The sequence below is a fragment of the Sphingomonas sp. SORGH_AS_0950 genome (genome assembly GCF_030818415.1).
GTDB lineage: Bacteria > Pseudomonadota > Alphaproteobacteria > Sphingomonadales > Sphingomonadaceae > Sphingomonas.
This window is the reverse complement of sequence record NZ_JAUTAE010000001.1, coordinates 2,361,654-2,386,733: the sequence shown is the minus strand read 5'-3', so window position 1 is coordinate 2,386,733 and position 25,080 is coordinate 2,361,654. Positions and strand designations below refer to the sequence as shown.

Here is a 25,080-nt window from a genome sequence, read left to right as displayed (position 1 = left end):
GTCGCAAAGGTTCCGTTCCATGCAGCCCTCCGCCGCGCTCGGCCGTATCAGCCCGTCCCCCACGCTCGCCATCACCAGCCGCGTGATGGAGCTGAAGCGCGCCGGCGTCGATGTGATCGGGCTGGGCGCGGGCGAGCCCGATTTCGACACGCCCGACTTCGTGAAAGAGGCCGCGATCCAGGCGATTCGCGACGGCAAGACCAAATATACGAACGTCGACGGCACGCCGGAGCTGAAGGCCGCGATCGCACAGAAGTTCGCGCGCGACAACGGCCTGACCTACAAGGCCGATCAGATCAGCGTGAATGTCGGCGGCAAGCACACCCTGTTCAACGCGATGGTCGCGACGATCGATGCGGGCGACGAGGTGGTGATCCCCGCGCCCTATTGGGTCAGCTATCCGGACGTCGTCCAGTTCGCGGGCGGCGTGCCGGTGATCGTGAAGGCCGGGCCGGAACAGGGTTACAAGCTGACCCCGGAGGCGCTCGACGCCGCGATCACGCCCAGGACCAAGTGGGTCATCCTCAACTCGCCGTCCAATCCGACGGGCGCTGGCTATACCGCCGACGAGCTGAAGGCGCTGGGCGAGGTGATCCTTCGCCATCCGCATGTCTGGGTCTTCGCCGACGATATGTACGAACATATCGTCTATGACGGCTTCCGCTTCGCCACCATCGCGCAGGTCTGCCCCGAGCTGTACGAGCGCACGCTGACCGTCAACGGCTGTTCCAAGGCCTATGCGATGACCGGCTGGCGAATCGGCTATGCGGGCGGCGCGCCCTGGCTGATCAAGGCGATCGCCAAGCTCCAGTCGCAGTCGACCTCCAACCCGTGCTCTATCGCGCAGGCGGCGGCGACCGCGGCGCTGACCGGCGACCAGAGCTTCCTGGCCGAGCGCAATCTGGCGTTCCAGGCGCGGCGCGACATGGTCGTGTCGATGCTCAACGCAATCGACGGCATGACCTGCCCGACGCCCGAAGGCGCCTTCTACGTCTATCCGTCCTTTGCGCCGCTGATCGGCAAGACCACGCCCTCGGGCCGGTTGATCGACAGCGACGAGGCGTTTGTCGGCTATCTGCTCGACGATGCGAAGGTCGCGGCGGTGCAGGGCGCGGCGTTCGGCCTCTCGCCCGCGATGCGAATCAGCTATGCGACCTCGGACGCCCTGCTCAAGGAAGCGTGCACCCGCATCCAGACGGCCTGCGCCGCGCTGAAATAATTTCCCGCCCTTGCGGCGGTGCGAAAGCCCGTGGGTATGGCCAAAAGGCTGTACCTGCGGGCTTTTTCCTATCCCCATGTGCGCCGCAGCAATAAGGCCTAACTGTGGCATGAACGACACGTCCACGTGCCGTTAATGCTGTGTTTCTATAAATGCCATTGTCGGAAGGACGCGGATCGACCAGATGGCGCCCGGAAGATCGCCGCCCATTTGGGGGCGACCCGTTTTAGACAGGTGAAGACGAATGCGTGCCCTCCTCAAGTCCAGCTTCGTGTGGCAGTTCGCCGGCGGATTTGCGCTGGGTGCTCTGGGCCTCATCGTGCTTCACCCCGCCGAGGCGCCCAGCCGTTACGGTTCGGCCCCGGTCGAGGCGGTTCGCTAAGCGACGGGCCTGGCCTTCGACTTCGCGCAGGCGGAACGGAGGCCGGGAAAGCATGACGCAATCAGCCGTTCAGGCTGAGCGAAGTCAAAGCCCACGCTACAACGCCAGCCCCTGGCCGAACCCCAAAAACACCCCATATCCCGGCGATGCGCAATAGCCTCTGCATCGCCCTGGCCGCGACCGCGTTCGGAGCGGTCGCCTTGTCCTCGCTTCCCGCGCACGCCGAGCGTGCCGTGCCCTTGCCCAAGGCGACGCTCGACCTGCCCGCCGCACGGCGTCCGCAGGTGGCGGTCCTGGCGGGCGGCTGTTTCTGGGGCATGGAGGCGGTGTTCGAGCGGGTGAAGGGCGTGCGCGGCGTCACCGCGGGCTATGCCGGGGGCGGGGCGGCCGATGCCAATTATGCCGCCGTCTCGACCGAGCGGACCCGCCATGCCGAGGCGATCCGGATCACCTACGACCCCGCGCAGGTCTCCTATGCCACGCTGCTGCGCGTCTATTTCTCGATCGCGCACGACCCGACCCAGGTCGGCGGACAGGGGCCCGATCGCGGTCCCAGCTATCGCTCGGCGATCTTCGCCCAGTCGCCCGAACAGGCGCGGGTGGCACGCGCCTATATCGCGCAGCTGAGCCAGGCCCATGCCTTTGCCCGGCCGATCACCACGCGGATCGAGCAGGGGCGTTTCTTCCCCGCCGAGGCGGATCACCAGAATTTCTACGACCGCAATCCCGGCCATCCCTATATCGTCCGCTGGGACAAGCCCAAGGTGGCGGGCTTCCGCGCGGGCTTCCCCGATCTGGCGCGCGCGGGATAGGCTTCAGGCCGCGACCGGAAAGCGCAGCATCCGGTCGCGCACGGGCACCAGCGCCTCGGCCGGGCGACCGACCGCCTGGACGAGCGCGGGGTGGTCGACGTCCAGCCCCCCGGTCAGCGCCCCGAAGGCGGGCAGGACCAGCTTGCGCGCGGTGCCGACGAAACAGCGGCGCGCGACCATCTTGCCCCGGACGCGCAGGCGCAGCTTGGGATGGAAATGCCCCGACAGTTCGGGCCGCGTCTCGGCGGGATCGGCCTCGTGGCGCAGGATCAGCCCGTCGACCACCGCTTCGTCCATCACCGCGCCGCCGCAGCGATCGCGCAGCACAGGATCGTGATTGCCGGTGATCCACATCCACCGCGTCGCGCCGGTCAGCGACAGCAGCATCGCGCGCGCCTCGGGCAGCAGGCGGTCGCACCCCTCCGCATCGTGAAAGCTGTCGCCCAGACACCAGACCTCGCGCGCGCCGGTCTGGCGGACCAGCGCGGTCAGCTCGGTCAGTGTGGCGAGCGAATCATAGGGCGGCAGCATCTGCCCGCCCCCGGCATACCAGCTCGCCTTCTCCAGATGGAGATCGGCGACCAGCAGCGCTCCCCGCGCGGGCCAGAACAGCGCGCCATCGGCCAGGGCCTTGAACGCCTGGCCGCCGAACGAAAAGGGAACCATTTCCTGTCCATGCGCTTGACGCCTGGCAAGATCAAGCGATTGCAGCGGCTATGGGAAAGCCCTTGCGTCGGGCGCGCAGAAGCGTAAAGCGCGCCGTCCTTTTGGCACAGGGGGTTCCGGCGGACATGACGGGGACGGCGACCGATATGACGGGCATCCAGACCGCATCCGTAGAGTCGGCGGAGAGCGGCGCATCGTCGCATGCGCCCCATCCCGCGCTGGTCGCGCTGACCATCGGCGCGATCGGCGTCGTCTTCGGCGATATCGGCACCAGCCCGCTCTACGCCTTTCGCGAGGCGCTGGGCCAGTCGGCGGGCGACGGCATCGACCCCAGCGAGATTCTGGGCGTGCTCAGCCTGGCGCTCTGGTCGCTGATCCTGGTCGTGACGATCAAATATGTCGTCTTCCTGATGCGCGCCGACAATCAGGGCGAGGGCGGGGTGCTGGCGCTGGCCGCGCTCGCCCGGCGCGCGACCGGCGTGCGGTCGCGCGTCGCGCTGGTGCTGGGCGCGGCGGGCGCTTCGCTCTTTTATGGTGACGCGATCATCACGCCCGCGCTGTCGGTGCTGTCGGCGATGGAGGGGCTGCGCACCATTCCCGCCGCCGCGACGATCTTCGACGAGAATATCATCCGGCTGTGCACCATCGTCATCCTGGTCGTGCTCTTCTGCATCCAGTCGCGCGGGACCGCGCAGGTGTCGAAGCTGTTCGGCCCGATCTGCATCCTGTGGTTCCTGGTCATCGGCGGGCTGGGCGTCTGGCATATCGCCGACGAGCCCTCGATCGCGCGGGTTGTCTGGCCGGGCTACGGCGTCAGCTTCCTGGCGAGCCACGGGCTGGTCGGGCTGTTCGTGCTGGGCGCGGTGTTCCTGACCGTGACCGGGGCCGAGGCGCTGACCGCCGATATGGGCCATTTCGGACGGCTGCCCATCCGCATCGGCTGGTTCTCGCTGGTCCTGCCCGCGCTGGCGCTCAACTATCTGGGGCAGGGGGCGTTCGCGCTGTCGACGCTGGAACAGGCGGCGGCGAGCGGCCAGCCCTTCGCCAACCAGGACTGGTTCTTCCTGATGGCGCCCGAGCCGTTGCGCCCCGCGCTGATCGTGCTGGCGGGCCTTGCCACCGTGATCGCGGCGCAGGCGGTGATCACCGGCGCCTTCTCGCTGACCCAGCAGGCGATCCAGCTGGGGCTGTTGCCGCGCCTGCGCGTCCGCCAGACCTCGGCCGATTTCCGGGGGCAGATCTATCTGCCCGCGATCAACTGGATGCTGTTGTTCGGCGTGCTGGTGCTGGTGATCCAGTTCAAGACCTCCTCGGCGATGGCGGCGGCCTATGGCATCGCGGTGACGGGCACGATGGTCGTGACCACCTGCCTGGCCTATCTGGTGGTGCGGCATCGCTGGGGCTGGTCGCGCGGCGTTGCGGTGGCGGCGCTGTTGCCCTTCCTGGCGCTCGACCTCGTCTTCTTCGGCGCGAACATCCTGCGCGTGATCGAGGGGGGCTGGGTGCCGCTGCTGGTCGGTGTGGGCGTCGGGCTCATCATCCACACCTGGGTGCGCGGGCGGGGCATCGTCTCGGCCTTCGAGAAGCGGCAGGCGATTCCGCTCGCCGACCTTGCCGCCGCGCTCGCCAAGCGGCCGCCCGAGCGGGTGGCGGGGACCGCCGTGTTCCTGACCGCCAACCCCGCCTCGGCCCCCGGCGCGCTGCTCCACAATCTGAAGCATAACAAGATCCTGCACGCGCAGAATCTGGTGGTGACGATCCGCACCGCCGACCGTCCGGTGGTCCCGCCCGAGCGGCGCGCGCATGTCGAGCGGCTGGACGACAATTTCGCGACCGTCACGCTGACCTATGGCTTCATGGAAACGCCCGACGTACCGCGCGACCTGAAGGACCTGGGCGTCGAGACCCGGCATTCGGGGCTGGACCCGATGAAGACCAGCTATTTCATCGGCCGCAACACGCTCAAGCCCGAAGCGGAAAAGGGCATGCCCCCTTGGCAGGACCGGGTGTTCATGTTCCTGCAGCGCAACGCCAGCGACCCGACCGACTTCCTGCGGATTCCGCCGGGCAAGGTCCTCGAACTGGGCGAGCAGGTCACGGTCTAGGGTCTGGCCCTCCCCAGGCTCGCCTGGGGAGGGCCAGCGGTTACAGCGTGACCTTGGGTGGTTTGGCGGCCTCGACCGCCACGAGGATCATCTTTTCCCAGATGGCGGGATCGCCCGCATCGGCCATCGCCTGATCGGGCTCGCGCAGCGTGCGCAGCACCGCCAGCGCATCGGCCATATGCTCGCGCCAGTGATCGTCGACGAGACGCCCGGCGGACTCGGCATCGCCCCCCGCATTGGCGCTGAGCCGCTGGCCGCACAGCACGCGTGCGATGCGTTCGGCGGCGGGGGTGTGGGCAATATCCATGGCAATCTCTCCTGACGCGTGGAAATCGTTACGCGATCAACGCGGGAGAGGCGGGAATGGTGCCAGCGGCTGGGGCCGGGCACGCCCCTCCCGCTTGCGGGAGGGGATGGGGGAGGGAATGCCACAAGCGACAGTCTCGGTGAGACTTCCATGCCCTCCCCAACCCCTCCCGCCTGCGGGAGGGGCCAAGAAGGCGGTCAGCCCTGGGCGCCGCGACCCGCACCGCCGCCGGAGCGGCCGCCACGACCGCGGCCACCGCCGCCCGGACCGCCAGCTCCGCCACCGCCGCCACGACGGCGCGGCTGGCGACCCTGGGGTGCGCGCGAGTCGGTCGCGCGCGGGGAATGCGTGGCGCGCGGCCGCGCCGGATCACGCGGACGGTCGACGCGCGGCGCGGGATCGGCGCCGATCGCCTTGACGCGCTGCGACTTGATCGTCTCGGCGCGCTTCACGAAATCGGCGGGCAGCGGGACGACGGTGATCTTCTGCCGCGTCAGCTTCTCGATGTCCTTCAGATACGGACGCTCATCCTCGGCGCAGAAGGCGATGGCCATGCCCGAACGGCCCGCACGCGCGGTGCGGCCGATGCGGTGGACATATTGCTCGGCGACATTGGGCAGCTCGAAGTTGAAGACGTGGCTGACGCCCGGAATGTCGATGCCGCGCGCGGCGATGTCGGTCGCCACCAGCACGCGGGTCTGGCCCGAGCGGAACTCGCCCAGCGCGCGCTCGCGCTGGCCCTGGCTTTTGTTGCCATGGATCGCGTTGGCGGCGATGCCGTTGCCCGCCAGCAGCTTCACGACGCGGTCGGCGCCATGCTTGGTGCGGGTGAAGACCAGCGCCAGCTCGATCGCGGGATCGGCGAGCAGGATGGTCAGCAGCGCCTGCTTTTCCTGCTGCGTCACGAACGTCACCGACTGGTCGACGCGCTCGGCGGTGGTCGACACCGGGGTCACGGTGACGGTCGCGGGATTGTCGAGGAACTTGTCGGCCAGGTCGCGGATCGCGGCGGGCATGGTGGCCGAGAAGAACAAGGTCTGGCGCTTGCGCGGGATCATCTTCACGATGCGGCGCAGCGCGTGGATGAAGCCCAGGTCGAGCATCTGGTCGGCTTCGTCCAGCACCAGGATCTCGATCATCGACAGGTTCAGGAAGCCCTGCTCGACCAGGTCGATCAGGCGGCCCGGCGTCGCGACCAGGATGTCGACGCCGCGTGACAGGTCCTGACGGTTCTTGTTCAGGCTGGTGCCGCCAAAGACGGTCGCGACCGCCAGCTTGGAGAATTTGGCATAGCCCTTCGCATTCTCGGCGATCTGGCTGGCCAGTTCGCGGGTCGGGGCGAGCACCAGCATCCGGCAATGGGTCGGCAGGACCCGCTTGTTCGCCTCGACCAGCCGCTGGATCGACGGCAGCACGAATGCGGCGGTCTTGCCGGTGCCGGTCTGCGCGATGCCCAGCAGGTCGCGGCCTTCGAGCAGCGTCGGGATCGAGTCGCGCTGGATCGGGGTGGGTTCGGAATAGCCCTTGGCTTCGAGCGCGCGGACGAGCGGCTCGGCAAGGCCGAGTTCGGAAAACGACATGAAATGACTTTCTGACATGGGCGCGCGAGTCACGAAGGGCCGCGAGAGGCGGCGCCGGGGTTGATGACACCCCGCGTGACAAGGGAAGCCTGGAGACAGGGTCGGGGCGGAGCCGGGACTGGAGAGTCCGTTCACGCTGCAAGTGGACGCCTTCGACGGGTGAGCATGTGCGCCCCGCCTTGCGAAAAGTCAAGTTTCGGGCAGGATCATTGTCACGGTGCGTGACAACCGCGGGCGGATGGTTACATCCGATACCAGTTAGCGAAGAGGAGTCCTGCATGAAACTCGCCAGTCTCAAGGGTGGTCGCGACGGCAAGCTGGTCGTCGTGTCGAGCGATCTCGCCTGGTATGCCGATGCCGGCCATATCGCCCCGACCTTGCAGGCCGCTCTCGACGACTGGAATGTCGTCGCCCCCGCGCTGGCCAATCTGGCGACCGACCTCGACCATGAGGTGATCCCGCGCGAGCGATTCCATGAGCATGACGCCGCCTCGCCCCTGCCGCGCGCCTATCAATGGGCGGACGGATCGGCCTATGTGAATCACGTCGCGCTCGTCCGCCAGGCGCGCGGGGCGGAACTGCCCGACAGCTTCTGGCACGATCCGCTGATGTATCAGGGCGGGTCGGACGGATTCCTGGCGCCGCGCGACGCGATCCCGCTGGCCGACGAAAGCTGGGGCTGCGACTTGGAGGGCGAGGTCATCGTCGTCACCGGCGACGTGCCCATGGGGGTAAGCCGCGAGGACGCGCTGGCGGCGATCCGGCTGGTCGGGCTGACCAACGACGTGTCGCTGCGCGGGCTGATCCCCGGCGAACTGGCCAAGGGCTTCGGGTTTTTCCAGTCCAAGCCCGCTTCGGCCTTTTCGCCGGTCTTCGTGACGCCCGAGTCGCTGGGTGACTGGTGGCGCGACGGCAAGCTGCACCGGGTGCTCAAGGTCGATCTCAACGGCCAGCCCTTCGGCCGCGCGGATGCGGGGCAGGACATGACCTTCGACTTCGGCACGCTGGTCGCCCATGCCGCGAAGACGCGCGCGCTGGGGGCGGGGACGATCATCGGTTCGGGCACCGTGTCCAACCGCGACGCCGATGGCGGGCCGGGCAAGCCCGTTGCCGAGGGCGGCGTCGGCTATAGCTGTATCGCCGAGCTGCGCATGATCGAGACGATCCGGGGCGGCGAGCCCGTCACGCCGTTCCTGAAGAAGGGCGATACCGTCCGCATCTGGATGGAGGACGACCGCCACCATCCGATCTTCGGCGCGATCGAGCAGACGGTCGGCTGATCCCAATCCTCCCCATCTTGGATGGGGAGGGGGACCGCCCGGCACAGCCGGGTGGTGGAGGGGCGACGGCGCCCCTCCACCACCGCTTCGCGGTGGTCCCCCTCCCCAAGCACAGCTTGGGGAGGATTGGACTTACTCCACCAGCGCGTCGATCGCCTCGGCCATGTCGATGTCGCGCGCCGACAGGCCGCCCGCGTCATGGGTGGTCAGCACGATGTCGACCCGGTTCCACACATTCGACCATTCGGGATGATGGTCCGCCTTCTCCGCCAGCAGCGCCACGCGGGTCATGAAGCCAAACGCCTCGTTGAAATCGGCGAAGACGAAACGGCGGCTGATCGCGTCGCGTCCCTCGTCCCAGTCCCAGTCGGGCAGGCCGTCCAGCGCCTCGTCCCGGTCCAGCTCGCTCAGCCGCTCCACCATTGCCGTCCCCTTGCTTCTCTTGTTCTTTTGACCGGCACAGCGGTATGACGACGCGCATGAGCGGGCAAGACGGGATCGGCGCGGCACCGGGGGCCGATGTGATCGAGGCGATCGCGCGCGACGCCATCGCGCGCCTTCCCGCGGCGTTCGCGGCGCATCTGGGCGATGTGGTGCTGATCGTCGAGGAATTCGCCGATGACGAGACGCTGGCCGCGCTGGGGCTCGACCATCCGCTCGACCTGACCGGCCTGTATCACGGGCGGCCGGTGGGCGAGAAGAGCAGCATGGATTCGGGCGCGCTGCCCGACCGCATCCATCTCTATCGCCGCGCGATCCTGGACGAATGGGTCGAGACGGGGGTGCGGCTGGACGATCTGGTCGTGCATGTGACGATCCATGAGATCGGCCATCATTTCGGCCTGTCGGACGAGGATATGCACGCGCTCGAAGAGGCGATGGACGGTCCGGCCGCGTGATATTGCAGCTGTCCCAAGTCGCCTGCGCGCGCGGCGGGCGGCTGTTGTTCGCCGGGCTTTCGCTGGCGCTGGGCCCCGGCGGCGCAGCGCTCGTCACCGGCCCAAACGGCATCGGCAAGTCCAGCCTGCTACGTCTCGCCGCCGGGCTGATCGCCCCGTTCGAGGGGCATGTCGTGCGAAGCGGGCGGGCGGCGCTGATGGCCGAGGATCTGGCGCTCGACCTGGACAGGCGCCTCGTCGATGCGCTGTCCTTCTGGGCGAAGCTGGATGGCGGCGACCAGACATCCGCGCGGGTGGCCACGGCGCTGGCCGAGGTCGGGCTGGCGACACTGGCCGAGGTGCCGGTGCGGCTGCTGTCCACCGGGCAGCGGCGGCGCGCGGCGCTGGCGCGGGTGCTGGCGGCCGATGCGCCGCTCTGGCTGCTGGACGAGCCGGGCAATGGGCTGGATGCCGCCGGGATCGCGATGCTCGAACAGGCCATTGCCCGCCACCGCGCCGGGGGCGGGGCGGTGCTGCTCGCCACGCATCAGACGCTCGCCTTGCCCGATGCCGAGCCGGTCCTGCTGGCCGAGAGGGTTCCGGCATGACGATCATCGGCACGCTGATCGCGCGCGATGTGCGGCGCGGCTATGCCGGGGGCGGGGCGGGGCTGGTCAGCGGCTTCTTCCTGTTGGCGGTCATCCTCTTTCCCTTCGCCATCGGGCCCGACCGGGCGATGCTGGCGCGGATCGGTGCGGGCGCGATCTGGGTGGCGGCGCTGCTCGCGGCGCTGTTGCCGGTCGAGCGGCTGGTCGCGCCCGATTGCGAATCGGGCTGGTTCGACCAAGTCGCGGTGCGCGGCCTGTCGCTGCCGCTCGTCATGGGGGTGCGGATCATGGGGCACTGGCTGGCCTTTGCGCCGCCGCTGATGCTCGCGGCGCTGCTCGCGGCCGGGCTGTTCGGGCTGGACGGCGCGGCGCTGGTCCGGGTCGAGGCGGGGCTGCTGCTCGGCACGCCGGGGCTGGCCGCGCTGGCGGTGGCGACGGGCGCGCTGACCGCCGGGCTGCGCGGCGCGGGCGGCGTGGCGGGGCTGCTGCTGTTGCCGCTCGCCCTGCCGCTGCTGATCTTCGGCGCGGGCGGCGGCGATATGGGGGCGATGAAGCTCCTGGCGGCCTGTTCGCTGCTGCTGGTGGCGGGAGCGCCCTGGCTGGCGGCGGCGGCGGTCCGGTCGGTGCGGGACTGACATCATGGCAGACGCCCAGGTGATCGCGCGGGCCTTCGACGCGGCGGCGGCCTATGACGCGCATGCGGTGGTGCAGCGGCAGGTCGCCGACTGGCTGGCCGAGCGGATCGTCGCGGTCGCGCCGCCCGGCCCGCGCGTGCTGGAGGTGGGATGCGGCACCGGCTTCCTGACTGGCGCGGTGCGGCCCCGGCTGGAGGGGGCCGACTGGCTGATGACCGACATCGCCCCCGCCATGCTGGCGCGCGGACTGGCGGGGCAGCCGGGCGCGCGGGGGCGGGTGATGGACGGCGAGCATCCCGACCTGCCCGACGAAGCGCCGTTCGACCTGATCGTCAGCAGTCTGGCGGTTCAGTGGTTCGCCGATCTGGCCAGTGGGTTGCAGCGGCTGGCGGGCCTGCTGCGCCCCGGTGGGCGGATGCTGGTGACGACGCTGGTCGAGGGGACGTTCGCGGCCTGGCACGAGGCGCACCGGGCGGAGGGATTCGCGGCGGGGAGTCCGGTCTATCCGCCGGTCGGGTCGCTGGGTTGGCCGGTCGAGACCCGGCGGTTCGAGCAGCGGCACGGCTCTGCGGCCGCGTTCATGCGCGCGCTCCGGGCGATCGGTGCGGGAACGCCGCGCGAAGGGCACCGACCGATCCCGCCGGGCGCGATGCGGCGGATCGCGAAGCGGTTCGAGGCTGGGGGTGCGGTGGCGACCTATGAGGTGGCGCTGATCGAAATTGTCGCCCCGCAACCCTCGCTACGTTCGTGCTGAGCGAAGTCGAAGCGCACGCCCCGCCGCTATGACCGCGCGTGGCCTTCGACTTCGCTCAGGCTGAACGGAGGTTGGGAAGGGGCGTGAGGGGCAGGAGGGTGTGTCTTTACCGGCTCCACCGCGCCCAGATGGCGGTGGGCAGGGTCAGCCCGCGGGCTTCCTCGCGCACGCCGAGTTCGCCGCATTCGACCTTGCCGGGCAGGTCGGCCATCACCTGGCGCATCATCTCGCCGATCGCCATTGCCGACATGCGCACCGCATACACCGTCAGGAACAGGAAGCGCGAATCACCGTCCAGCAGCTGGCGGCAATTGGCGATCAGGCCGGGCAGGTCTTCCTCCAGCCGCCAGACCTCGCCCTCCGGCCCGCGTCCGTATTTGGGCGGGTCGAGCAATATGCCGTCATAGCGCCGTCCGCGCCGCACCTCGCGCGCGACGAACTTGGCGGCGTCGTCGATGATCCAGCGGACCGGCGCATCGCCCAGGCCCGACAGCATCGCATTGCTCCGCGCCGCCTCGACCGATTTCTTCGACGCGTCGACATGCACCATCTTCGCGCCCGCGCTGGCCATCGCCAGCGTGCCGACGCCGGTATAGCCGAACAGGTTCATGCATTCGGGCTCGGCCAGCCCGTCGACCTGCTCGCGCATCCAGCTCCAGACCGGGGCCATGTCGGGGAAGAAGCCCAGATGGCGGAACGGTGTATTCTGCGCGGTGAAGCGTACCTCGTTCCACTTTAGCGGCCAGCCCTCGCGCGGGACCGGCTCGTTGAAATTCCAGCGGCCGCCGCCATCCTCGTCGGAGCCGGGCACGAACTCGGCCGCCGCGCGCCAGTCGCTGGTCGCCGGGGCCCACATCGCCTGGGGTTCGGGGCGGATGAAGCGGAACCGGCCATAGCGTTCCAGCTTGCGACCATGGCCGGAGTCGACCAGCCCGTAATCCGCCCAGGGCTCGCCGATCATCGTTTCGAGTTTCATGGGATGCGCGTTAGCGCAAACCATGCCCGTCGATAAAGGCCGTCACCGCGTCGAAGGTGGCAGGCAGGGTGGTGAAGCGTTCCTCGCGCTCGAACAGGTCGCCGACGCGGGGGGGCAGCGGGGGCCGCACCCCGGTCGCGCGCTCGACCGCGTCGGTGAACTTGGCCGGATGCGCGGTGGCCAGCGTCACGACGGGCACCGCAACGTCGCTCGCCCGTGCGGCGGACAGCGCGATGGCGGTGTGCGGATCGAGGATCTGCCCGGTCGACTCGGCGGCCCAGCGCATCGCGCGGCTCATATCGTCGGCATCGACCCGCGCGCTGGTGAAGAGCGGGGCGATATTCTGGCTCTGCGCATTGGTCAGCCGCATCGCGCCCGACGACTCGAAGCCCTTCATCTGCGCCGCCAGCGCCGCGCCGTCGCGGCCGTTCGCATCGAACAACAGCCGCTCGAAATTGGAGCTGACCTGGATGTCCATCGACGGCGTGGCGGTCGCCTGCACCTGACCCTTGGAATAGTCGCCCGAGGACAGCGCGCGGTGGAGGATGTCGTTGACGTTGGTCGCGACGATCAGCCGCTCGACCGGCAGGCCCATGCGCGCCGCGACATAGCCGGCGAACACGTCGCCGAAATTGCCGGTCGGCACCGAAAAGGCGATGCGCTTGCCCGGCGCGCCCAGCCGGACGGCGGCGTAGAAATAATAGACGACCTGCGCCATCAACCGCGCCCAGTTGATCGAGTTGACCGCCGACAGGGTATGGCGATCGGCAAAGGCGCGGTCGTTGAACATCGCCTTCACCAGCGCCTGCGCGTCGTCGAAATTCCCCTCGATCGCGATATTGTGGACATTGGGGGCGAGGACCGTGGTCATCTGCCGCCGCTGGATCTCGGTCACGCGGCCCGCCGGGTGCAGCATGAAGATGTCGATATTGGCGCGCCCCGCCACCGCGTCGATCGCCGCCGATCCGGTATCGCCGCTGGTCGCGCCGACGATGGTCAGCCGGGTGTCGGTGCCGCGCAGGAACCGCTCGAACAACAGCCCCAGCATCTGGAGCGCCACATCCTTGAACGCCAGCGTGGGGCCGTGGAACAGCTCCAGCAGCCATTGGTCATGGTCGAGCTGGACCAAAGGCGTGACGGCGGCGTGCGAGAAACGGCCATAGGCGGCGTCGCACAGGTCCTGGAGTTCCTGCGGCGTCAGGCTGTCGCCGACGAAGGGCGCCATGATCTTCGCGGCGGTCTGCGCATAGGACAGCCCCGCCAGCCCCTCGATCTCTTCGGGGGTCAGGGTCGGCCAGGCTTCGGGAACATAGAGCCCGCCATCGCTGGCGAGACCGGCCAGGGTCGCACCCCGGAAATCGAGGACGGGGGCGGAGCCGCGGGTACTGTGATAGCGCATGATGCGGTGCGGCTTAACCGTGTGTGTCGGTCACCACAACCATTCGATTGCGCCGAACGACCGCCAAAGCATAGATAATTGCGGCGATGGCGGCGAACAGGAACCATTGCACGGCATAGGCCAGGTGATTGTTGGGCACCGCGTCGATATCGGGGCTGGGGTTGGGCTCCAGTCCGGCGGCCGGGCTGTCCGCGACCAGCAGCATGGCTTGCGGCCGGTGGTCGAAGGCCGACTGGATCAGCGAGCCACCGTCGGGGGCGTGGGCGACATAGCCCGTCACCCGGCCGCCGGGCCAGGCGATCGCCTTGCGCGGATCATGGGTGGTGCCCAGCTGTACCTGCATCGCGCCGTGCTGCACCGAACAGGTCGCGATCAGCCGGAACCCCGCCGCCCCGGCCCCGGCGCGGCGCACCGTGACGGGCGGTCGACACTCGGCGACGGTGCGGCGGAAGAGCAGGCTGTCGTCGGGGAACAGCGGAAAGGCGATGGGCGGCCTGGCGGGGTTGGCGGCCAGCTGCGCCAGATAGGCCCGCTTCTGCGGCAACCGGTCGAGCAACTGCCACAGCCCCAGCGCGACCATCGCCGCGACCGCCAGCCCGACGACCAGCGTGGGCAGGACCGGCACCCGCTTCATGCGTCGTCGTCCGCGTCGGGTCTGGCGACCGCGCCCTCGCGCGCTTCGTTGCGATATTCGGCGGCCATCAGCGCCCCCTTGGCGACGCGCAGGGTATAGACGACGCCGATGGCGGTCAGCGGCAGCCAGATCAGCATGTGCAGCCAGAGCGGCGGATGCAGCGTCAGCTCGACCGCGATCGCCGCGATGGTGATGACCGTGCCCAGGATCAGCGTCAGGAAGGCGGCGGGCCCATCGCCGACATTGAAGCGGGTGAAATCCAGCCCGCACGCCGCGCAGGTTTCGGCGAAGGTCGTCACCTGTTTCGAGAAGAGCGGCCCGGCAAACAAATGGGGCTGGCCGCAACGCGGACACAGCCCCCCGAATGCGGCCTGCGCGATGGTGGGCGGCGTAAACTCAGCCACTATGGACCGGCGCGCCCCAGCCACCCCAGACATAGATGGTGACGAACAGGAACAGCCACACCACGTCGACGAAATGCCAGTACCAGGCCGCCGCCTCGAACCCGAAATGCTGGCGCGGGGTGAAGTCGCCGCGATAGGCGCGGATCAGGCAGACGATCAGGAAGATAGTGCCGACGATGACGTGGAACCCGTGGAACCCGGTCGCCATGAAGAAGGCCGCGCCATAGTTGATCCCCTTGAAGGGGAAGGGCGCGTGGACATATTCATAGGCCTGGATCGAACTGAAGATCAGGCCCAGCACGACCGTCAGCCACAGCCCCTTCAGCACCCCGTCGCGGTCGCCGACGCCCAGCACGCCCCACAGGCCGCGCTTCTCGCCGCCGCGCTGGTTGTGGATCAGCGCATGGTGCGCCCAGGTCACGGTGGTGCCGCTGGTCAGCAGGATCAGCGTGTTGAGCAAGGGCAGCTTGAAGGCGTCGATCACCTCCAGCCCCTTGGGCGGCCAGGTTGCGGCGATGGCGGCGGCGCCCTCGGTCGCGCGCTCCACCTGTCCGTCGACGAAGCTCATCGCGGTCGGGAACAGCGCGAAGTCGAAAAAGGCCCAGAACCAGCCGACGAAGAACATCACCTCCGACGCGATGAACAGGATCATGCCGTATCGGAAATGCAGCTGGACGACCGGGGTGTGGTCGCCATGATGCGCCTCGCGCACGACATCGGCCCACCAGCTGCCCATGCAGAACAGCACCGCCGCCAGCCCTGCCAGGAACGCCCAGCCGCCGCCGGGCGCGCTGTGCATCCACATGATCGCGCCCGAGGCCATGAGCAGCGCCGACATCGAACTGGCCAGCGGCCAGGGGCTCGGCGGCAGGATATGATAGTCGTGGTTCTTCGCGCCAGCCATGATCCCGTCCCTATGTTTCTCTTTTGAAGGGGAGGCTAACCCGCTTTCTTCCCCGAATCCACCGGGTAAAATGTGTAGGACAGGGTGATGGTCTCTATGTCGCGCGCGTCCGGGTCGTTCAGGATCTTGGGGTCGATGAAGAAGATCACCGGCATCCGCGCCGTCTCACCGGGTTGCAGCGTCTGCTGGGTGAAGCAGAAGCACTGGATCTTGGTGAAATAGCGGCCCGCCTGGTCGGGCGTCACGTTGAAGGTCGCGGTGCCGGTGACGGGCACCTTCGCATTGTTGGTCGCGGTGAAGAACACCATGTCGCGCGCGCCGATATCGACCGTCTCGTGCGGGTTTTCGGGCTTGAAGGTCCAGGCCAGCCGCGAGGAGACATTGGCGTCGAAATCGACGCGGATCTGGCGGTGGACGCTGCCCGGCGCGGCGGCCCCGCGCTGGGTCGTGCCCTGATAGCCCGTCACCTGGCAGAACATGCGGTAGAGCGGGACGCTGGCAAAGGCGAGGCCGGTCATGAACACCACGCCGAACAGCGCGAACGCGACCGTCCGGGCCTGGCGCGTCAGCCGCATCAGTGCATCCCCGACCGGATCTTCGACAGGGTGATGAAGAAGATCAGCACGACCAGGAAGCCGAGCAGCAGGGCCATCACCATGGCACGGGCGCGCTGCTTGGCGCGAATCCGATTCGAATCGTCAGGCGTCATGCCCAACGATCCACCACCAGCGCGCCGAAGAGAAGGAAAAGATAGAGGATCGAATATTTGAACAGCCGCTTTTCGGGCTTCATCGCATCGTCGGGCCGGGTGTGGCGAAAGGCGACCACCGCGGCATAGGCGGCGAAGATCGCCGTCCCGACGCTGGCGATCGCGCCATAGATCGCACCCGTCAGGCCCAGCGGCCAGGGGGCGACGGCGGCGATGGCCATCGGGATGGTGTAGAGCCCGATCTGCGCCCGCGTCACCCGCTCGCCTGCGACGACGGGCAGCATCGGCACGCCCGCATTGGCGTAATCGGTCTTCACGAAGAGCGCGAGCGCCCAGAAATGCGGCGGCGTCCACAGGAAGACGAGGCTGAACAGCAGGAAGGGCAGCAGCGCCACTTCGCCGGTCGCGGCGGCCCAGCCGATCAGCGGCGGAAACGCCCCCGCCGCGCCGCCGATGACGATATTCTGCGGCGTCCGCCGTTTCAGCCAGACGGTATAGACGAGGACATAGAACAGGATCGAGACGGTCAGGATGCCGGCGGCGACGTAATTGACCGCCAGCCCCATCAGCAACACCGAGAAACAGGCCAGCCCCACCCCGAAATGCAGCGCCGACTCGCGGGTCATCCGACCGGCAGGCAGGGGACGCTTGGCGGTGCGCTTCATCAGCGCATCCAGGTCCGCCTCATACCATTGGTTGAGCGCCCCCGCCGCCCCTGCGCCAAGCGCGATGCACAATATGGCGGTGAAGCCGATCACCGGATCGACCCCCACCGGCGCGGCCAGCATTCCGCACAGGCCGGTGAACACGACCAGCGTCATCACCCGCGGCTTGGTCAGGGCGAGGAAGTCGCGCCAGTCGGCGGGCACGAAAACGGAAGAGGGAATGCTGGACATGGGAGTCCCGCATATAGGGCTTGGCGGGGAGGGGGGCAATCGAAGCGTCTTTGCCGGGGCTGGGGGGAGTCCCATCAAGGTCAGCCCCTGGATCATTCCCTCCCCCGCCTGCGGGAAGGGAGAAGAATATGAACTCGCCCGCCAAGAGCGCACCCCCTCCCGCAAGCGGGAGGGGGACGGGGGGAGGGCCGGAGGTCTCACCGAGACCACCGCCCGTGGCCTGCCCTCCCCCATCCCCTCCCGCCTGCGGGAGGGGCGTGCCCAGCATTGAGGGCGTAGCCTAAACCGGCCTCAGCCCTTCAGCGTCGCCATGTCGATGACGAAGCGATATTTCACATCGCTCTTCTGCATCCGGTCATAGGCGGTGTTGACCTCGTCCATCGCGATCATCTCGATATCGGCGGTCAGGCCGTGTTGGTGGCAGAAGTCCAGCATCTCCTGCGTCTCGGCGATGCCGCCGATCAGCGAGCCCGCCAGCGACCGGCGGCGGAAGACCAGATTGCCGACCGAGGGCGACGGGTGCGGCGAGTCGGGCACGCCGACCAGCGTCATCGTCCCGTCGCGCTTCAGCAGGACGAGGAACTGGTCCAGGTCGTGCGGGGCCGCCACGGTGTTCAGGATGAAGTCGAAGCTGTTCGCATGTTCGGCCATCTGATCGGCGTCCTTCGACACGATCAGGTCCTTGGCGCCCAGCCGCCTGGCATCCTCGGCCTTGTTCGGCGAGGTCGAGAAGACATAGACCTCAGCCCCCATCGCGGCGGCGATCTTCACGCCCATATGGCCCAGGCCGCCCAGGCCCACGATGCCGACCTTCTGGCCCGGCCCGACCTTCCAGTGGCGCAAGGGGGAATAGGTGGTGATCCCGGCGCACAGCAGCGGCGCGACGGCGGCCAGATCGGCATCGTCATGGTTGATCTTCAGGACGAAGCCTTCCTTGACCACGATATGGTCGGAATAGCCGCCAAAGGTATGGCCGCCCAGCACGGGGTCGGGGCCGTTATAGGTGCCGACGAAGCCGGTCGTCTCGCAATATTGCTCCTCGCCGTCATGGCAGGACGGGCAATGGCCGCAACTGTCGACCATGCAGCCGACGCCGACCAGATCGCCGACCTGGTACTTGGTCACGGCATCGCCGACGGCGGTCACGCGCCCGACAATCTCATGGCCCGGCACGCACGGATATTGGGTGCCCGCCCATTCGCTCCGCGCGGTGTGCAGGTCGGAATGGCAGACCCCGCAATAGAGGATGTCGATCGCGACATCGTCGCCCTGCGGATCGCGACGCTCGAAGGAAAAGGGCGCGAGCGGGGTCTCGGCCGACTGGGCGGCATAGCCCTTGGCGGGAGTGGGCATGGAAGCTCCTCTGGAAATCTGTGACGCGACCGAAGGATCGCGGCGCCCATATGGGGCGGGCGGAGTCGCGTGCCAGCCAAGAGAAGGGCAAGTTTTTCCGATCGTTGATGATCGGATAATCGCCGGAATGCAGGATGTTATATTATCACTATTCTATCAGCGGCCATGCTGTGGGGGGCAAAGATTGTCCGGAACCGGCCGGGAAAGGCGGTATTCCGGCCCCGATCCTATCCCATGAATCCCTGGTTCCAGGTCGAGGCGTCGTAATTGCCGATATTGGGAAGCACGGTCCGCAAGCCGCCCGAGTCGATCCCGAACCACCCGGCCAGCGTCGCGGCATATTGGTCGACCGACATGGTGGGCAGCAAGCGGCCCTGCCCGACATCGTCGCTGCTGTTGATGCCGACGATCGGCGCCTTGCCATAGAAGCGCTGGCCCCGCACCGCGCCGCCGACCACGAAATGCATGCCGCCCCAGCCATGGTCGGAACCGTCGTCATTGGATTGCAGCGTCCGCCCGAAGTCGGAGGCGGTGAAGCTGGTCACCTGGTTGGCGACGCCCATCGCGGCGGTGGTGTCGTAAAAGGCCTTCATCGCCGCCGACACCTTGGCGAGCAGCCCCGGATGCTGCGCGACCAGATTGTCGTGCAGGTCGAACCCGCCCATCGAGACGAAGAAGACCTGCCGCTTCAGCCCCAGCGTCTGGCTGATCGCGATCATCCGCGCGACCATCTTCAACTGGTCGGCCAGCGCGTTGCCGGAGGGGAAGAGCGGGAAATTGGCGGCGGGCGCCCCGGCCAGCGCGCTGCTCAACTGCGCCTGGATGTCGAGCGCGCGCTTGCTGATCCGGGCATGTTCGCTAGCCATCGCAAAGCCCGGCTCGGTGGTCATCAGCCCGCGCAGCGTGTCGAGCGCCGACGACGAGCCATAGAGCGTCCGGCTGCCGCCGAGCAGCGCCACCGGCCCGCCCGTGCCCACCGCATATTGGATCGCGCTGCGCCCGGTCAGATAGACGGCATTGCCGCTGGTGTTGATGCAGGTCAGCGCGGCGGCGCCGTTGCCGCTCTGGAACACGTCGCCGATCCGCCCGCCCCAGCCGCTCGTCGCGCCCTCAGGGGTCGAGGCCTGGAAGAAGCTCTGCTGGTCGTTGTGGCTGAACAGCTTAGGCGGCAGCCTGACGGTGCGGTTGGCATATTGCGTCTTGGTCGTCGGTTCGACCAGCGTGCCGACGTTCAGCGCCACCGCCATCTTGCCCGCCGCGAACAGCTGGCTCATCTCGGGCATCGATGGCGACAGCGCATAGGCGCGGCCCCCCGGCAGCGCGATAGCGGGATTCAGGACGCTGCCCGCCAGCGCGTCGCGCTGATAGGCGATATTGGCGCGCGCCGCGCGATAGGCCGCGAAGCTGGTCTCGTCATAGGGGACGAGCGTGTTGGCATAGTCGTTGCCCCCGTACAGGAAGACGCAGACCAGCGCCTTATAGTCCGACGCGGTGGCCGCCGCCGCCTCGCCGATCGCGGCCAGGCTGGTGACGAAGGGGGTGGCCGTACCCGCCAGGCCGAGCAGCGCGCTGCGCTTCAGAAAGGCCCGTCGGGATTGATCGTGGATCATGCTCATCACCGCAGGGTCAGATAGTCGGGGGAGGCCATGGTCAGCAGGATCGCGATGCCGACCCGGTTGATCGCGCCGTTGGTCGCGGTGGCCGACACGCTGTCGACCGCGCCCCGGATCGCGGCCAGCGTCGCGGTGGAGAGCTGCCCGGCGGCAAGGACGAGGTTCACCTCGTCGACCAGCGCCTGCGCATCGGCCGCCTTGGTCAGGATCGCGCTATAGTCCGCCTTCACATCGCCGGTGCCGTTGGCGATCAGGCCGTACATATAGTTCACATAGCCCATGACGCTTTGTTCGTTGGTGATCTGGAACTCGGGCGCGACCAGCCCGGCGCTGGCGATGCTGGTCCCCGCCGGGGTGTAGCCGGGGCGGTAGAAGTTGAAGACCGAGGGGCTGCGGCCCTTGCTCTGTCCCAGCCGGTTGGCGGGATTGGAGGTGTCGCCGATCGCCCAGCCATTGGACGGCGAGGTGACACCGAAGGCGCGCGCCCAGCCGGTCAGCCGCAGCACCGGCTCGCGCAGCTTGCCCGCGGTGGTGGCGCTGGACAGGGTGCGGGCCTCGCTGTCGAGCAGGATGGCGCGGATCACCGCCTTCATGTCACCGCGCACCCCCTGGCCATTGTCGGCGAACGCGGTCGCGACGCGGGTGACATAGGCGGGTGAGGGATTGCTGGTGACGAGCCGCTGGATCAGCTGCTTCGAAATGAAGGGGGCAACGTTGGGATGCGCGAAGATCGTGTCCAGCGCCGCCTTGATCCCCGCCATGCCGCCGCCCGAGACGGTCGTGCCCAGAAAGCTGGACGCGCCGGTTTCGTTCAGCGCGGCGTTCATCACCAGTGGCTGGCGATAGCGTGCCGGGGTCGAGCTGTCGTTCGTCGCGGGGACCAGCCCGGTGAAGATGCGCGCCAGTCCCGATACATCCGCCTGGTTATAGGTCTCGACCGGCTGCCCGCCGTTCAGCCGGGGCGATCCGTCCATGTTGAGCTGATAGAGGCCGAGCGTGAACAGCTGCATCAGCTCGCGCGCGTAATTCTCGTCGGGCTGCGCGCCGGTCGCGGCATTGGCCTTGCGGTTCGACAGATAGGTCAGATAGCTGCCCATCGCGAAGCTGGTCGTCACCGCGCCCAGCAGGTCGCGATAATTGCCGAAGGCGTTGTCGAGCAGGATGTCGACATAGGCCGCCATGCTGAAGGCGCGCCACGCATCGTTGATGCCGTCCACCCCGACGACGAGGATGTCGAGCAGCGCCATGCCCACCCGCTGGCGCAGCTGGTCGGGCTCGACGATCATCTGGCGCCACAGCGTCGGGTCGAGCCCGGCGAGCGAGTTGCGATTGGCCGCCGCGTCATAGCCGTTCGCGGTCAGCCAGTCCCAATGGCTGGTCGCCCGCGTCATCGCGAACTGGTCGGTCAGCCAGCCGTCATAGCCGCGCGACACGACCGCATCGATCCCGCTGCGGGTCGCGCCCATCGTCGCCTGCGCCAGGAACCGACTCGCCTCGGTGGTGGTGGGAGAGGGGGTGACGACGACGACCGGCGTGGTGGTCGAACCGCCCGCGCCGGTGCCGGTGGCCCCCGCGCTTCCGCCGCCCCCGCCGCCACAGGCCGCAAGCGCCAGCAGGGGCAGCATCGCCGCGCCGCTCGCCCCGTGTCGCGCGATCGGACCCGGCCCGCCTGCCGGATGATCGGACAGGAGGGAGTCCGCGTCCCTGTCTCCGGTCGCCTCCGCCGGTCGGATGCTGACCGTAGGTTCGTCCCGCTGCATCGCCGCGCTATCCCGCCAACCCGCCGCCCGTCGCGGCAGGACGATATGTGCCGCATCTGTGGATAACAATCGGTGAAAGGTTCCGCCGTTCGTCGCAGCCCAGGGGCGGCTGGCGGCATCACGGGGTCCATATCGGCATAGCGGACATGCAAAAGACCCCGGAGGCGATGCTCCGGGGTCTTGCAAGGGCGGTGGGGAGCCGGGGGGTCAGTCGATGCGCGGCAGCGTCTCGAACTGGTGATAGGGCGGCGGGCTGGACAGCGTCCATTCCAGCGTCGTCGCGCCTTCACCCCACGGATTGTCGCCCGCCGGCTTGCCCGCGATCAGCGACCAGATCAGGTTGATGAAGAAGATCGCCATGCCCGCCGCCATGATCTCATAGCCGTGGGTCGCGACCTTGTTCCACAGCGCGAAGGCATCCGGATAGTCGGGATAGCGGCGCGGCATGCCTTGGAGCCCCAGGAAGTGCATCGGGAAGAACAACAGGTTCACGCCCGCGAAGAAGACCCAGAAATGCAGCTGGCCGAGCAGCTCGCTATACATCTTCCCCGACATTTTCGGGAACCAGTAATAGAAGCCCGCGAACAGCGCGAAGACCGCGCCCAGCGACAGGACATAGTGGAAATGCGCGACGACATAATAGGTGTCGTGCATGTAATCGTCGATGCCGCCGTTCGCGAGCACCACGCCGGTCACGCCGCCGACCGTGAACATGAAGATGAAGCCGATCGCCCAGACCATCGGCGTCTTGAAGGTCAGCGAACCGCCCCACATGGTCGCGATCCACGAGAAGATCTTGATGCCGGTCGGCACCGCGATGATCATCGTCGCGGCGGTGAAATACATCTTGGTGTTCACGCTCAGGCCGGTGGCGAACATGTGGTGCGCCCACACGACGAAGCCGACCACGCCGATCGCGACCATGGCATAGGCCATGCCGAGATAGCCGAACACCGGCTTGCGGCTGAAGGTCGCGATGATCTGGCTGACGATGCCGAAGCCGGGCAGGATCATGATGTACACTTCGGGATGGCCGAAGAACCAGAAGAGATGCTGGTACAGGATCGGGTCGCCGCCCCCGGCGGGGTCGAAGAAGGTCGTCCCGAAATTGCGGTCGGTCAGCAACATGGTGATCGCGGCGGCCAGCACCGGCAGCGACAGCAGCAGCAGGAAGGCCGTCACCAGCACCGACCACACGAACAGCGGCATCTTGTGCAGCGTCATGCCCGGCGCGCGCATGTTGAAGATGGTGGTGATGAAATTGATCGCGCCCAGGATCGACGAGGCGCCCGCCAGATGGAGCGACAGGATCGCCATGTCGACCGACGGCCCCGGCTCGCCGAAGGTCGATAGCGGGGCATAGGCGGTCCAGCCCACCCCCGCGCCCGACCCGAAAAAGGGCGAGGCGAGCAGCAGCGTGAAGGCCGGGATCAGCAGCCAGAAGGACACGTTGTTCATGCGCGGGAACGCCATGTCGGGCGCGCCGATCATGATCGGCACGAACCAGTTGCCGAACCCGCCGATCATCGCGGGCATCACCATGAAGAACACCATGATCAGGCCATGCGCGGTGATCAGCACGTTCCACAGATGCAGCGACTGGTCGAGGCTCTGCGCGCCGCCGTGCAGCATCCCCGCCCAGATGCCCAGATACTGGATGCCCGGTTCGCGCAGCTCGGCGCGCATCAGGCCCGAGATCGCGCCGCCGATGATCCCCGCCACGATCGCGAAGATCAGATAGAGGGTGCCGATATCCTTGTGGTTGGTCGACAGGAACCAGCGCGCGAAGAAGCCGGGCTTGTGATCGGCGTCATGGTGCGTGTGGTGATGGTCGTCATGACCGACGAAAGCCGATCCGGGGTGAAGTGCGGTGTCGGTCATGGCTTATTGTCCAGCGTTGCCGGGGCCCGCCGGATTGCCGGTGGCGCCTTGCGCGGAAGAGGGGGACTGGGCGGGCGTGGAGGCGTTTTCGGCCGGACCCGTCACCGCGTCGGCGGCATTGGCCTGCGCCGCTTCGGCGGCCGAACCCTCGGCCCCCGGCTGCGGGATGACCGAGGAGGAGGGCGCGGCCGAACCCGGCATCTTGCCGCCCTTGGCCGCGACCCATGCCGCGAACTGCGCCGGGGGCACCGCCTGCACCGCGATCGGCATGAAGGCATGGCGCGCGCCGCACAGTTCCGAACATTGCCCGAAATACAGGCCCGGCTTCTCGATGGTGAAGCTCGTCTCGTTCAACCGGCCGGGCACCGCGTCCAGCTTCATCCAGAAGGCCGGGATCGCCCAGCTGTGGATGACGTCGTTGGAGGTGGTGATGAGGCGGATCGGCACGCCCACGGGCAGGACGATGCGATTGTCCACCGCCAGCAGGCGCGGGCCGTCGGCATCGGTGCGCGCCCGCTCACCCGGCGCCACCTGATCCTTTTCCTTCAGCATGTTGGCGGTGATCTCGATCCCGCCATGATCCGGATATTGATAGGTCCAATACCATTGGTTGCCGATCGCCTTGAGCGTGACCGCACCGGCGGGCGCGGGCTTGAACTGCGCCTGGAGCAGCCCGATCGAGGGGATGGCGATCAGGACCAGGACGACGACCGGGCCCAGCGTCCACAGCACCTCGACCAGCGTGTTGTGGCTGGTCTTGGACGGCACCGGATTGGCGGCCCGGCGATAGCGGAAGACGACCCAGGCGAGCAGCAGCAGGACGAGCACGCAGATGGCGGTGATGACCGGCACCAGCACGCCATTGTGCATCCAGTGCGCGAACTCGCCGTTCTTCGTCACCTGCGGCTGGAGCCCGATGCGGCCGTCGATCGGCAGTCCGACCTTCGGGTCGATGGTGGTCGCGGGCGCGCCGTCCTGCGCCAGCAGCGGGCTGGTCGGGGCGGCGGTGGCGGGCGCGGCGGCGCTGGTCGGCGCAGTGTTGGCGACGCCCGCACCCTCGGCCGCGGCCTGGGGGACGGGCCGGGCGGGCACGGCCGGAGTCGCAAGGGCGGTTCCCGACAGCGCGGCGCATCCCATCCCGGCAGCGATCACGATCGCCTTCATCCGTCTGGGCATCCTCATCCTCCGGGGTCCGGACATGCGCTTGGCCTCGCTCATCCCGCTCTCGTCTCCCATCTCCCTCGCCCGCCCATCGTGGTCCGACGGGTCGCGGGCGGGGCGTCATGTCGTTCTTGTTAGATGGACTATAGCACGGGACCGCGCCC

At 68.1% G+C, this 25,080-nt stretch carries 26 protein-coding genes; 9 read left to right on the top strand and 17 right to left on the bottom strand.

All coding sequences use genetic code 11. The annotated features are described in order from the left end of the window. Window positions 1–19 precede the first annotated feature (19 nt). The 3 genes from QE385_RS10440 (at window position 20) to msrA (ending at window position 2,413) form a co-directional block, all read left to right on the top strand. Complete coding sequence (locus QE385_RS10440; RefSeq protein WP_307101553.1) at window positions 20–1,219, top strand: pyridoxal phosphate-dependent aminotransferase; 1,200 nt, start codon at window positions 20–22, stop codon at window positions 1,217–1,219. A gap of 244 nt (window positions 1,220–1,463) precedes the next feature. After that, on the top strand, window positions 1,464–1,601 hold the full coding sequence (locus QE385_RS10435; RefSeq protein WP_307101551.1) for a hypothetical protein: 138 nt from the start codon (window positions 1,464–1,466) through the stop codon (window positions 1,599–1,601). A 146-nt stretch (window positions 1,602–1,747) separates the two neighbouring features. Next, complete coding sequence (gene msrA, locus QE385_RS10430; protein WP_307101549.1) at window positions 1,748–2,413, top strand: peptide-methionine (S)-S-oxide reductase MsrA; 666 nt, start codon at window positions 1,748–1,750, stop codon at window positions 2,411–2,413. 3 nt (window positions 2,414–2,416) lie between these two features. Here the strand turns inward: msrA and pdeM are convergent, their stop codons facing one another. Continuing rightward, window positions 2,417–3,079: a ligase-associated DNA damage response endonuclease PdeM gene (gene pdeM / locus QE385_RS10425; protein WP_307101547.1), complete on the bottom strand. Its 663-nt coding sequence runs from the start codon at window positions 3,077–3,079 to the stop codon at window positions 2,417–2,419. 146 nt (window positions 3,080–3,225) lie between these two features. Between pdeM and QE385_RS10420 the strand changes: the two genes are divergently transcribed. Beyond that, window positions 3,226–5,184: a potassium transporter Kup gene (locus QE385_RS10420; RefSeq protein WP_307104671.1), complete on the top strand. Its 1,959-nt coding sequence runs from the start codon at window positions 3,226–3,228 to the stop codon at window positions 5,182–5,184. Between the two features lie 40 nt (window positions 5,185–5,224). Here QE385_RS10420 and QE385_RS10415 read toward each other — a convergent pair whose 3' ends face one another. Together QE385_RS10415 and QE385_RS10410 are read right to left on the bottom strand one after the other, a co-directional pair. Next, window positions 5,225–5,491: a hypothetical protein gene (locus QE385_RS10415; RefSeq protein WP_307101545.1), complete on the bottom strand. Its 267-nt coding sequence runs from the start codon at window positions 5,489–5,491 to the stop codon at window positions 5,225–5,227. A 197-nt stretch (window positions 5,492–5,688) separates the two neighbouring features. Next, on the bottom strand, window positions 5,689–7,071 hold the full coding sequence (locus QE385_RS10410) for a DEAD/DEAH box helicase (protein ID WP_307101542.1): 1,383 nt from the start codon (window positions 7,069–7,071) through the stop codon (window positions 5,689–5,691). Window positions 7,072–7,349: 278 nt separating this feature from the next. On the opposite strand from QE385_RS10410, the gene QE385_RS10405 reads away from it, so the two are divergent. After that, window positions 7,350–8,351: a fumarylacetoacetate hydrolase family protein gene (locus QE385_RS10405; RefSeq protein ID WP_307101541.1), complete on the top strand. Its 1,002-nt coding sequence runs from the start codon at window positions 7,350–7,352 to the stop codon at window positions 8,349–8,351. Window positions 8,352–8,483: 132 nt separating this feature from the next. On the opposite strand, the gene QE385_RS10400 is transcribed toward QE385_RS10405, so the two are convergent. After that, window positions 8,484–8,861, bottom strand: a complete 378-nt coding sequence (locus QE385_RS10400; protein WP_307101539.1) for a 4a-hydroxytetrahydrobiopterin dehydratase — start codon at window positions 8,859–8,861, stop codon at window positions 8,484–8,486. On the opposite strand from QE385_RS10400, the gene QE385_RS10395 reads away from it, so the two are divergent. Genes QE385_RS10395 through QE385_RS10380 form a run of 4 tightly spaced genes read left to right on the top strand, consistent with a single transcriptional unit; the run spans window position 8,831 to window position 11,226 of the window. Then, window positions 8,831–9,250 carry a metallopeptidase family protein gene (locus tag QE385_RS10395; protein WP_307101537.1) on the top strand — a complete coding sequence of 140 codons (420 nt, stop codon included), beginning with the start codon at window positions 8,831–8,833 and terminating at the stop codon, window positions 9,248–9,250. The two genes, QE385_RS10400 and QE385_RS10395, sit on opposite strands and share 31 nt — an antisense overlap. Next, window positions 9,247–9,837 (top strand): heme ABC exporter ATP-binding protein CcmA, encoded by a 591-nt coding sequence (gene ccmA, locus QE385_RS10390; RefSeq protein WP_307101535.1) that lies wholly within the window; start codon window positions 9,247–9,249, stop codon window positions 9,835–9,837. Before QE385_RS10395 ends, ccmA begins: the two co-directional genes overlap by 4 nt. After that, window positions 9,834–10,472, top strand: a complete 639-nt coding sequence (locus tag QE385_RS10385; protein WP_307101533.1) for a heme exporter protein CcmB — start codon at window positions 9,834–9,836, stop codon at window positions 10,470–10,472. The genes ccmA and QE385_RS10385 overlap by 4 nt, the downstream gene beginning before the upstream one ends. 4 nt (window positions 10,473–10,476) lie before the next feature. Continuing rightward, window positions 10,477–11,226 (top strand): methyltransferase, encoded by a 750-nt coding sequence (locus QE385_RS10380; RefSeq protein ID WP_307101531.1) that lies wholly within the window; start codon window positions 10,477–10,479, stop codon window positions 11,224–11,226. A gap of 106 nt (window positions 11,227–11,332) precedes the next feature. On the opposite strand, the gene QE385_RS10375 is transcribed toward QE385_RS10380, so the two are convergent. The 13 genes from QE385_RS10375 to coxB all read right to left on the bottom strand — a co-directional run bounded on the left by QE385_RS10375 (window position 11,333) and on the right by coxB (window position 24,919). Then, window positions 11,333–12,202 (bottom strand): class I SAM-dependent methyltransferase, encoded by an 870-nt coding sequence (locus tag QE385_RS10375; RefSeq protein ID WP_307101528.1) that lies wholly within the window; start codon window positions 12,200–12,202, stop codon window positions 11,333–11,335. A 10-nt stretch (window positions 12,203–12,212) separates the two neighbouring features. Beyond that, complete coding sequence (gene thrC / locus QE385_RS10370) at window positions 12,213–13,601, bottom strand: threonine synthase (RefSeq protein WP_307101526.1); 1,389 nt, start codon at window positions 13,599–13,601, stop codon at window positions 12,213–12,215. Window positions 13,602–13,614: 13 nt separating this feature from the next. Continuing rightward, window positions 13,615–14,235: an SURF1 family protein gene (locus tag QE385_RS10365; protein ID WP_307101524.1), complete on the bottom strand. Its 621-nt coding sequence runs from the start codon at window positions 14,233–14,235 to the stop codon at window positions 13,615–13,617. Beyond that, window positions 14,232–14,672, bottom strand: a complete 441-nt coding sequence (locus QE385_RS10360; RefSeq protein WP_373424654.1) for a DUF983 domain-containing protein — start codon at window positions 14,670–14,672, stop codon at window positions 14,232–14,234. The genes QE385_RS10365 and QE385_RS10360 overlap by 4 nt, the downstream gene beginning before the upstream one ends. After that, window positions 14,632–15,543: a cytochrome c oxidase subunit 3 gene (locus QE385_RS10355; RefSeq protein ID WP_307101520.1), complete on the bottom strand. Its 912-nt coding sequence runs from the start codon at window positions 15,541–15,543 to the stop codon at window positions 14,632–14,634. Before QE385_RS10355 ends, QE385_RS10360 begins: the two co-directional genes overlap by 41 nt. Window positions 15,544–15,578: 35 nt before the next feature. Next, the gene (locus QE385_RS10350; RefSeq protein ID WP_307101518.1) at window positions 15,579–16,118 is read right to left on the bottom strand and encodes a cytochrome c oxidase assembly protein; all 540 of its coding nucleotides are present in this window, start codon (window positions 16,116–16,118) and stop codon (window positions 15,579–15,581) included. After that, window positions 16,118–16,252, bottom strand: a complete 135-nt coding sequence (locus tag QE385_RS10345) for a hypothetical protein (RefSeq protein ID WP_307101516.1) — start codon at window positions 16,250–16,252, stop codon at window positions 16,118–16,120. The genes QE385_RS10350 and QE385_RS10345 overlap by 1 nt, the downstream gene beginning before the upstream one ends. Beyond that, window positions 16,249–17,148 (bottom strand): heme o synthase, encoded by a 900-nt coding sequence (locus QE385_RS10340; RefSeq protein ID WP_307101514.1) that lies wholly within the window; start codon window positions 17,146–17,148, stop codon window positions 16,249–16,251. The genes QE385_RS10345 and QE385_RS10340 overlap by 4 nt, the downstream gene beginning before the upstream one ends. A gap of 291 nt (window positions 17,149–17,439) precedes the next feature. After that, window positions 17,440–18,501, bottom strand: a complete 1,062-nt coding sequence (locus QE385_RS10335; protein WP_307101512.1) for an NAD(P)-dependent alcohol dehydrogenase — start codon at window positions 18,499–18,501, stop codon at window positions 17,440–17,442. Window positions 18,502–18,728: 227 nt separating this feature from the next. Next, window positions 18,729–20,111: a DUF1501 domain-containing protein gene (locus tag QE385_RS10330; protein ID WP_307101510.1), complete on the bottom strand. Its 1,383-nt coding sequence runs from the start codon at window positions 20,109–20,111 to the stop codon at window positions 18,729–18,731. A gap of 5 nt (window positions 20,112–20,116) precedes the next feature. Next, entirely contained in the window at window positions 20,117–21,874 is a 1,758-nt protein-coding gene (locus tag QE385_RS10325) for a DUF1800 family protein (protein WP_307101508.1), read from the bottom strand. Window positions 21,875–22,081: 207 nt separating this feature from the next. Then, window positions 22,082–23,755 carry a cytochrome c oxidase subunit I gene (gene ctaD, locus QE385_RS10320; RefSeq protein ID WP_307101506.1) on the bottom strand — a complete coding sequence of 558 codons (1,674 nt, stop codon included), beginning with the start codon at window positions 23,753–23,755 and terminating at the stop codon, window positions 22,082–22,084. Window positions 23,756–23,758: 3 nt separating this feature from the next. Beyond that, window positions 23,759–24,919, bottom strand: a complete 1,161-nt coding sequence (gene coxB, locus QE385_RS10315; protein ID WP_307101504.1) for a cytochrome c oxidase subunit II — start codon at window positions 24,917–24,919, stop codon at window positions 23,759–23,761. Between the last annotated feature and the right edge of the window lie 161 nt (window positions 24,920–25,080).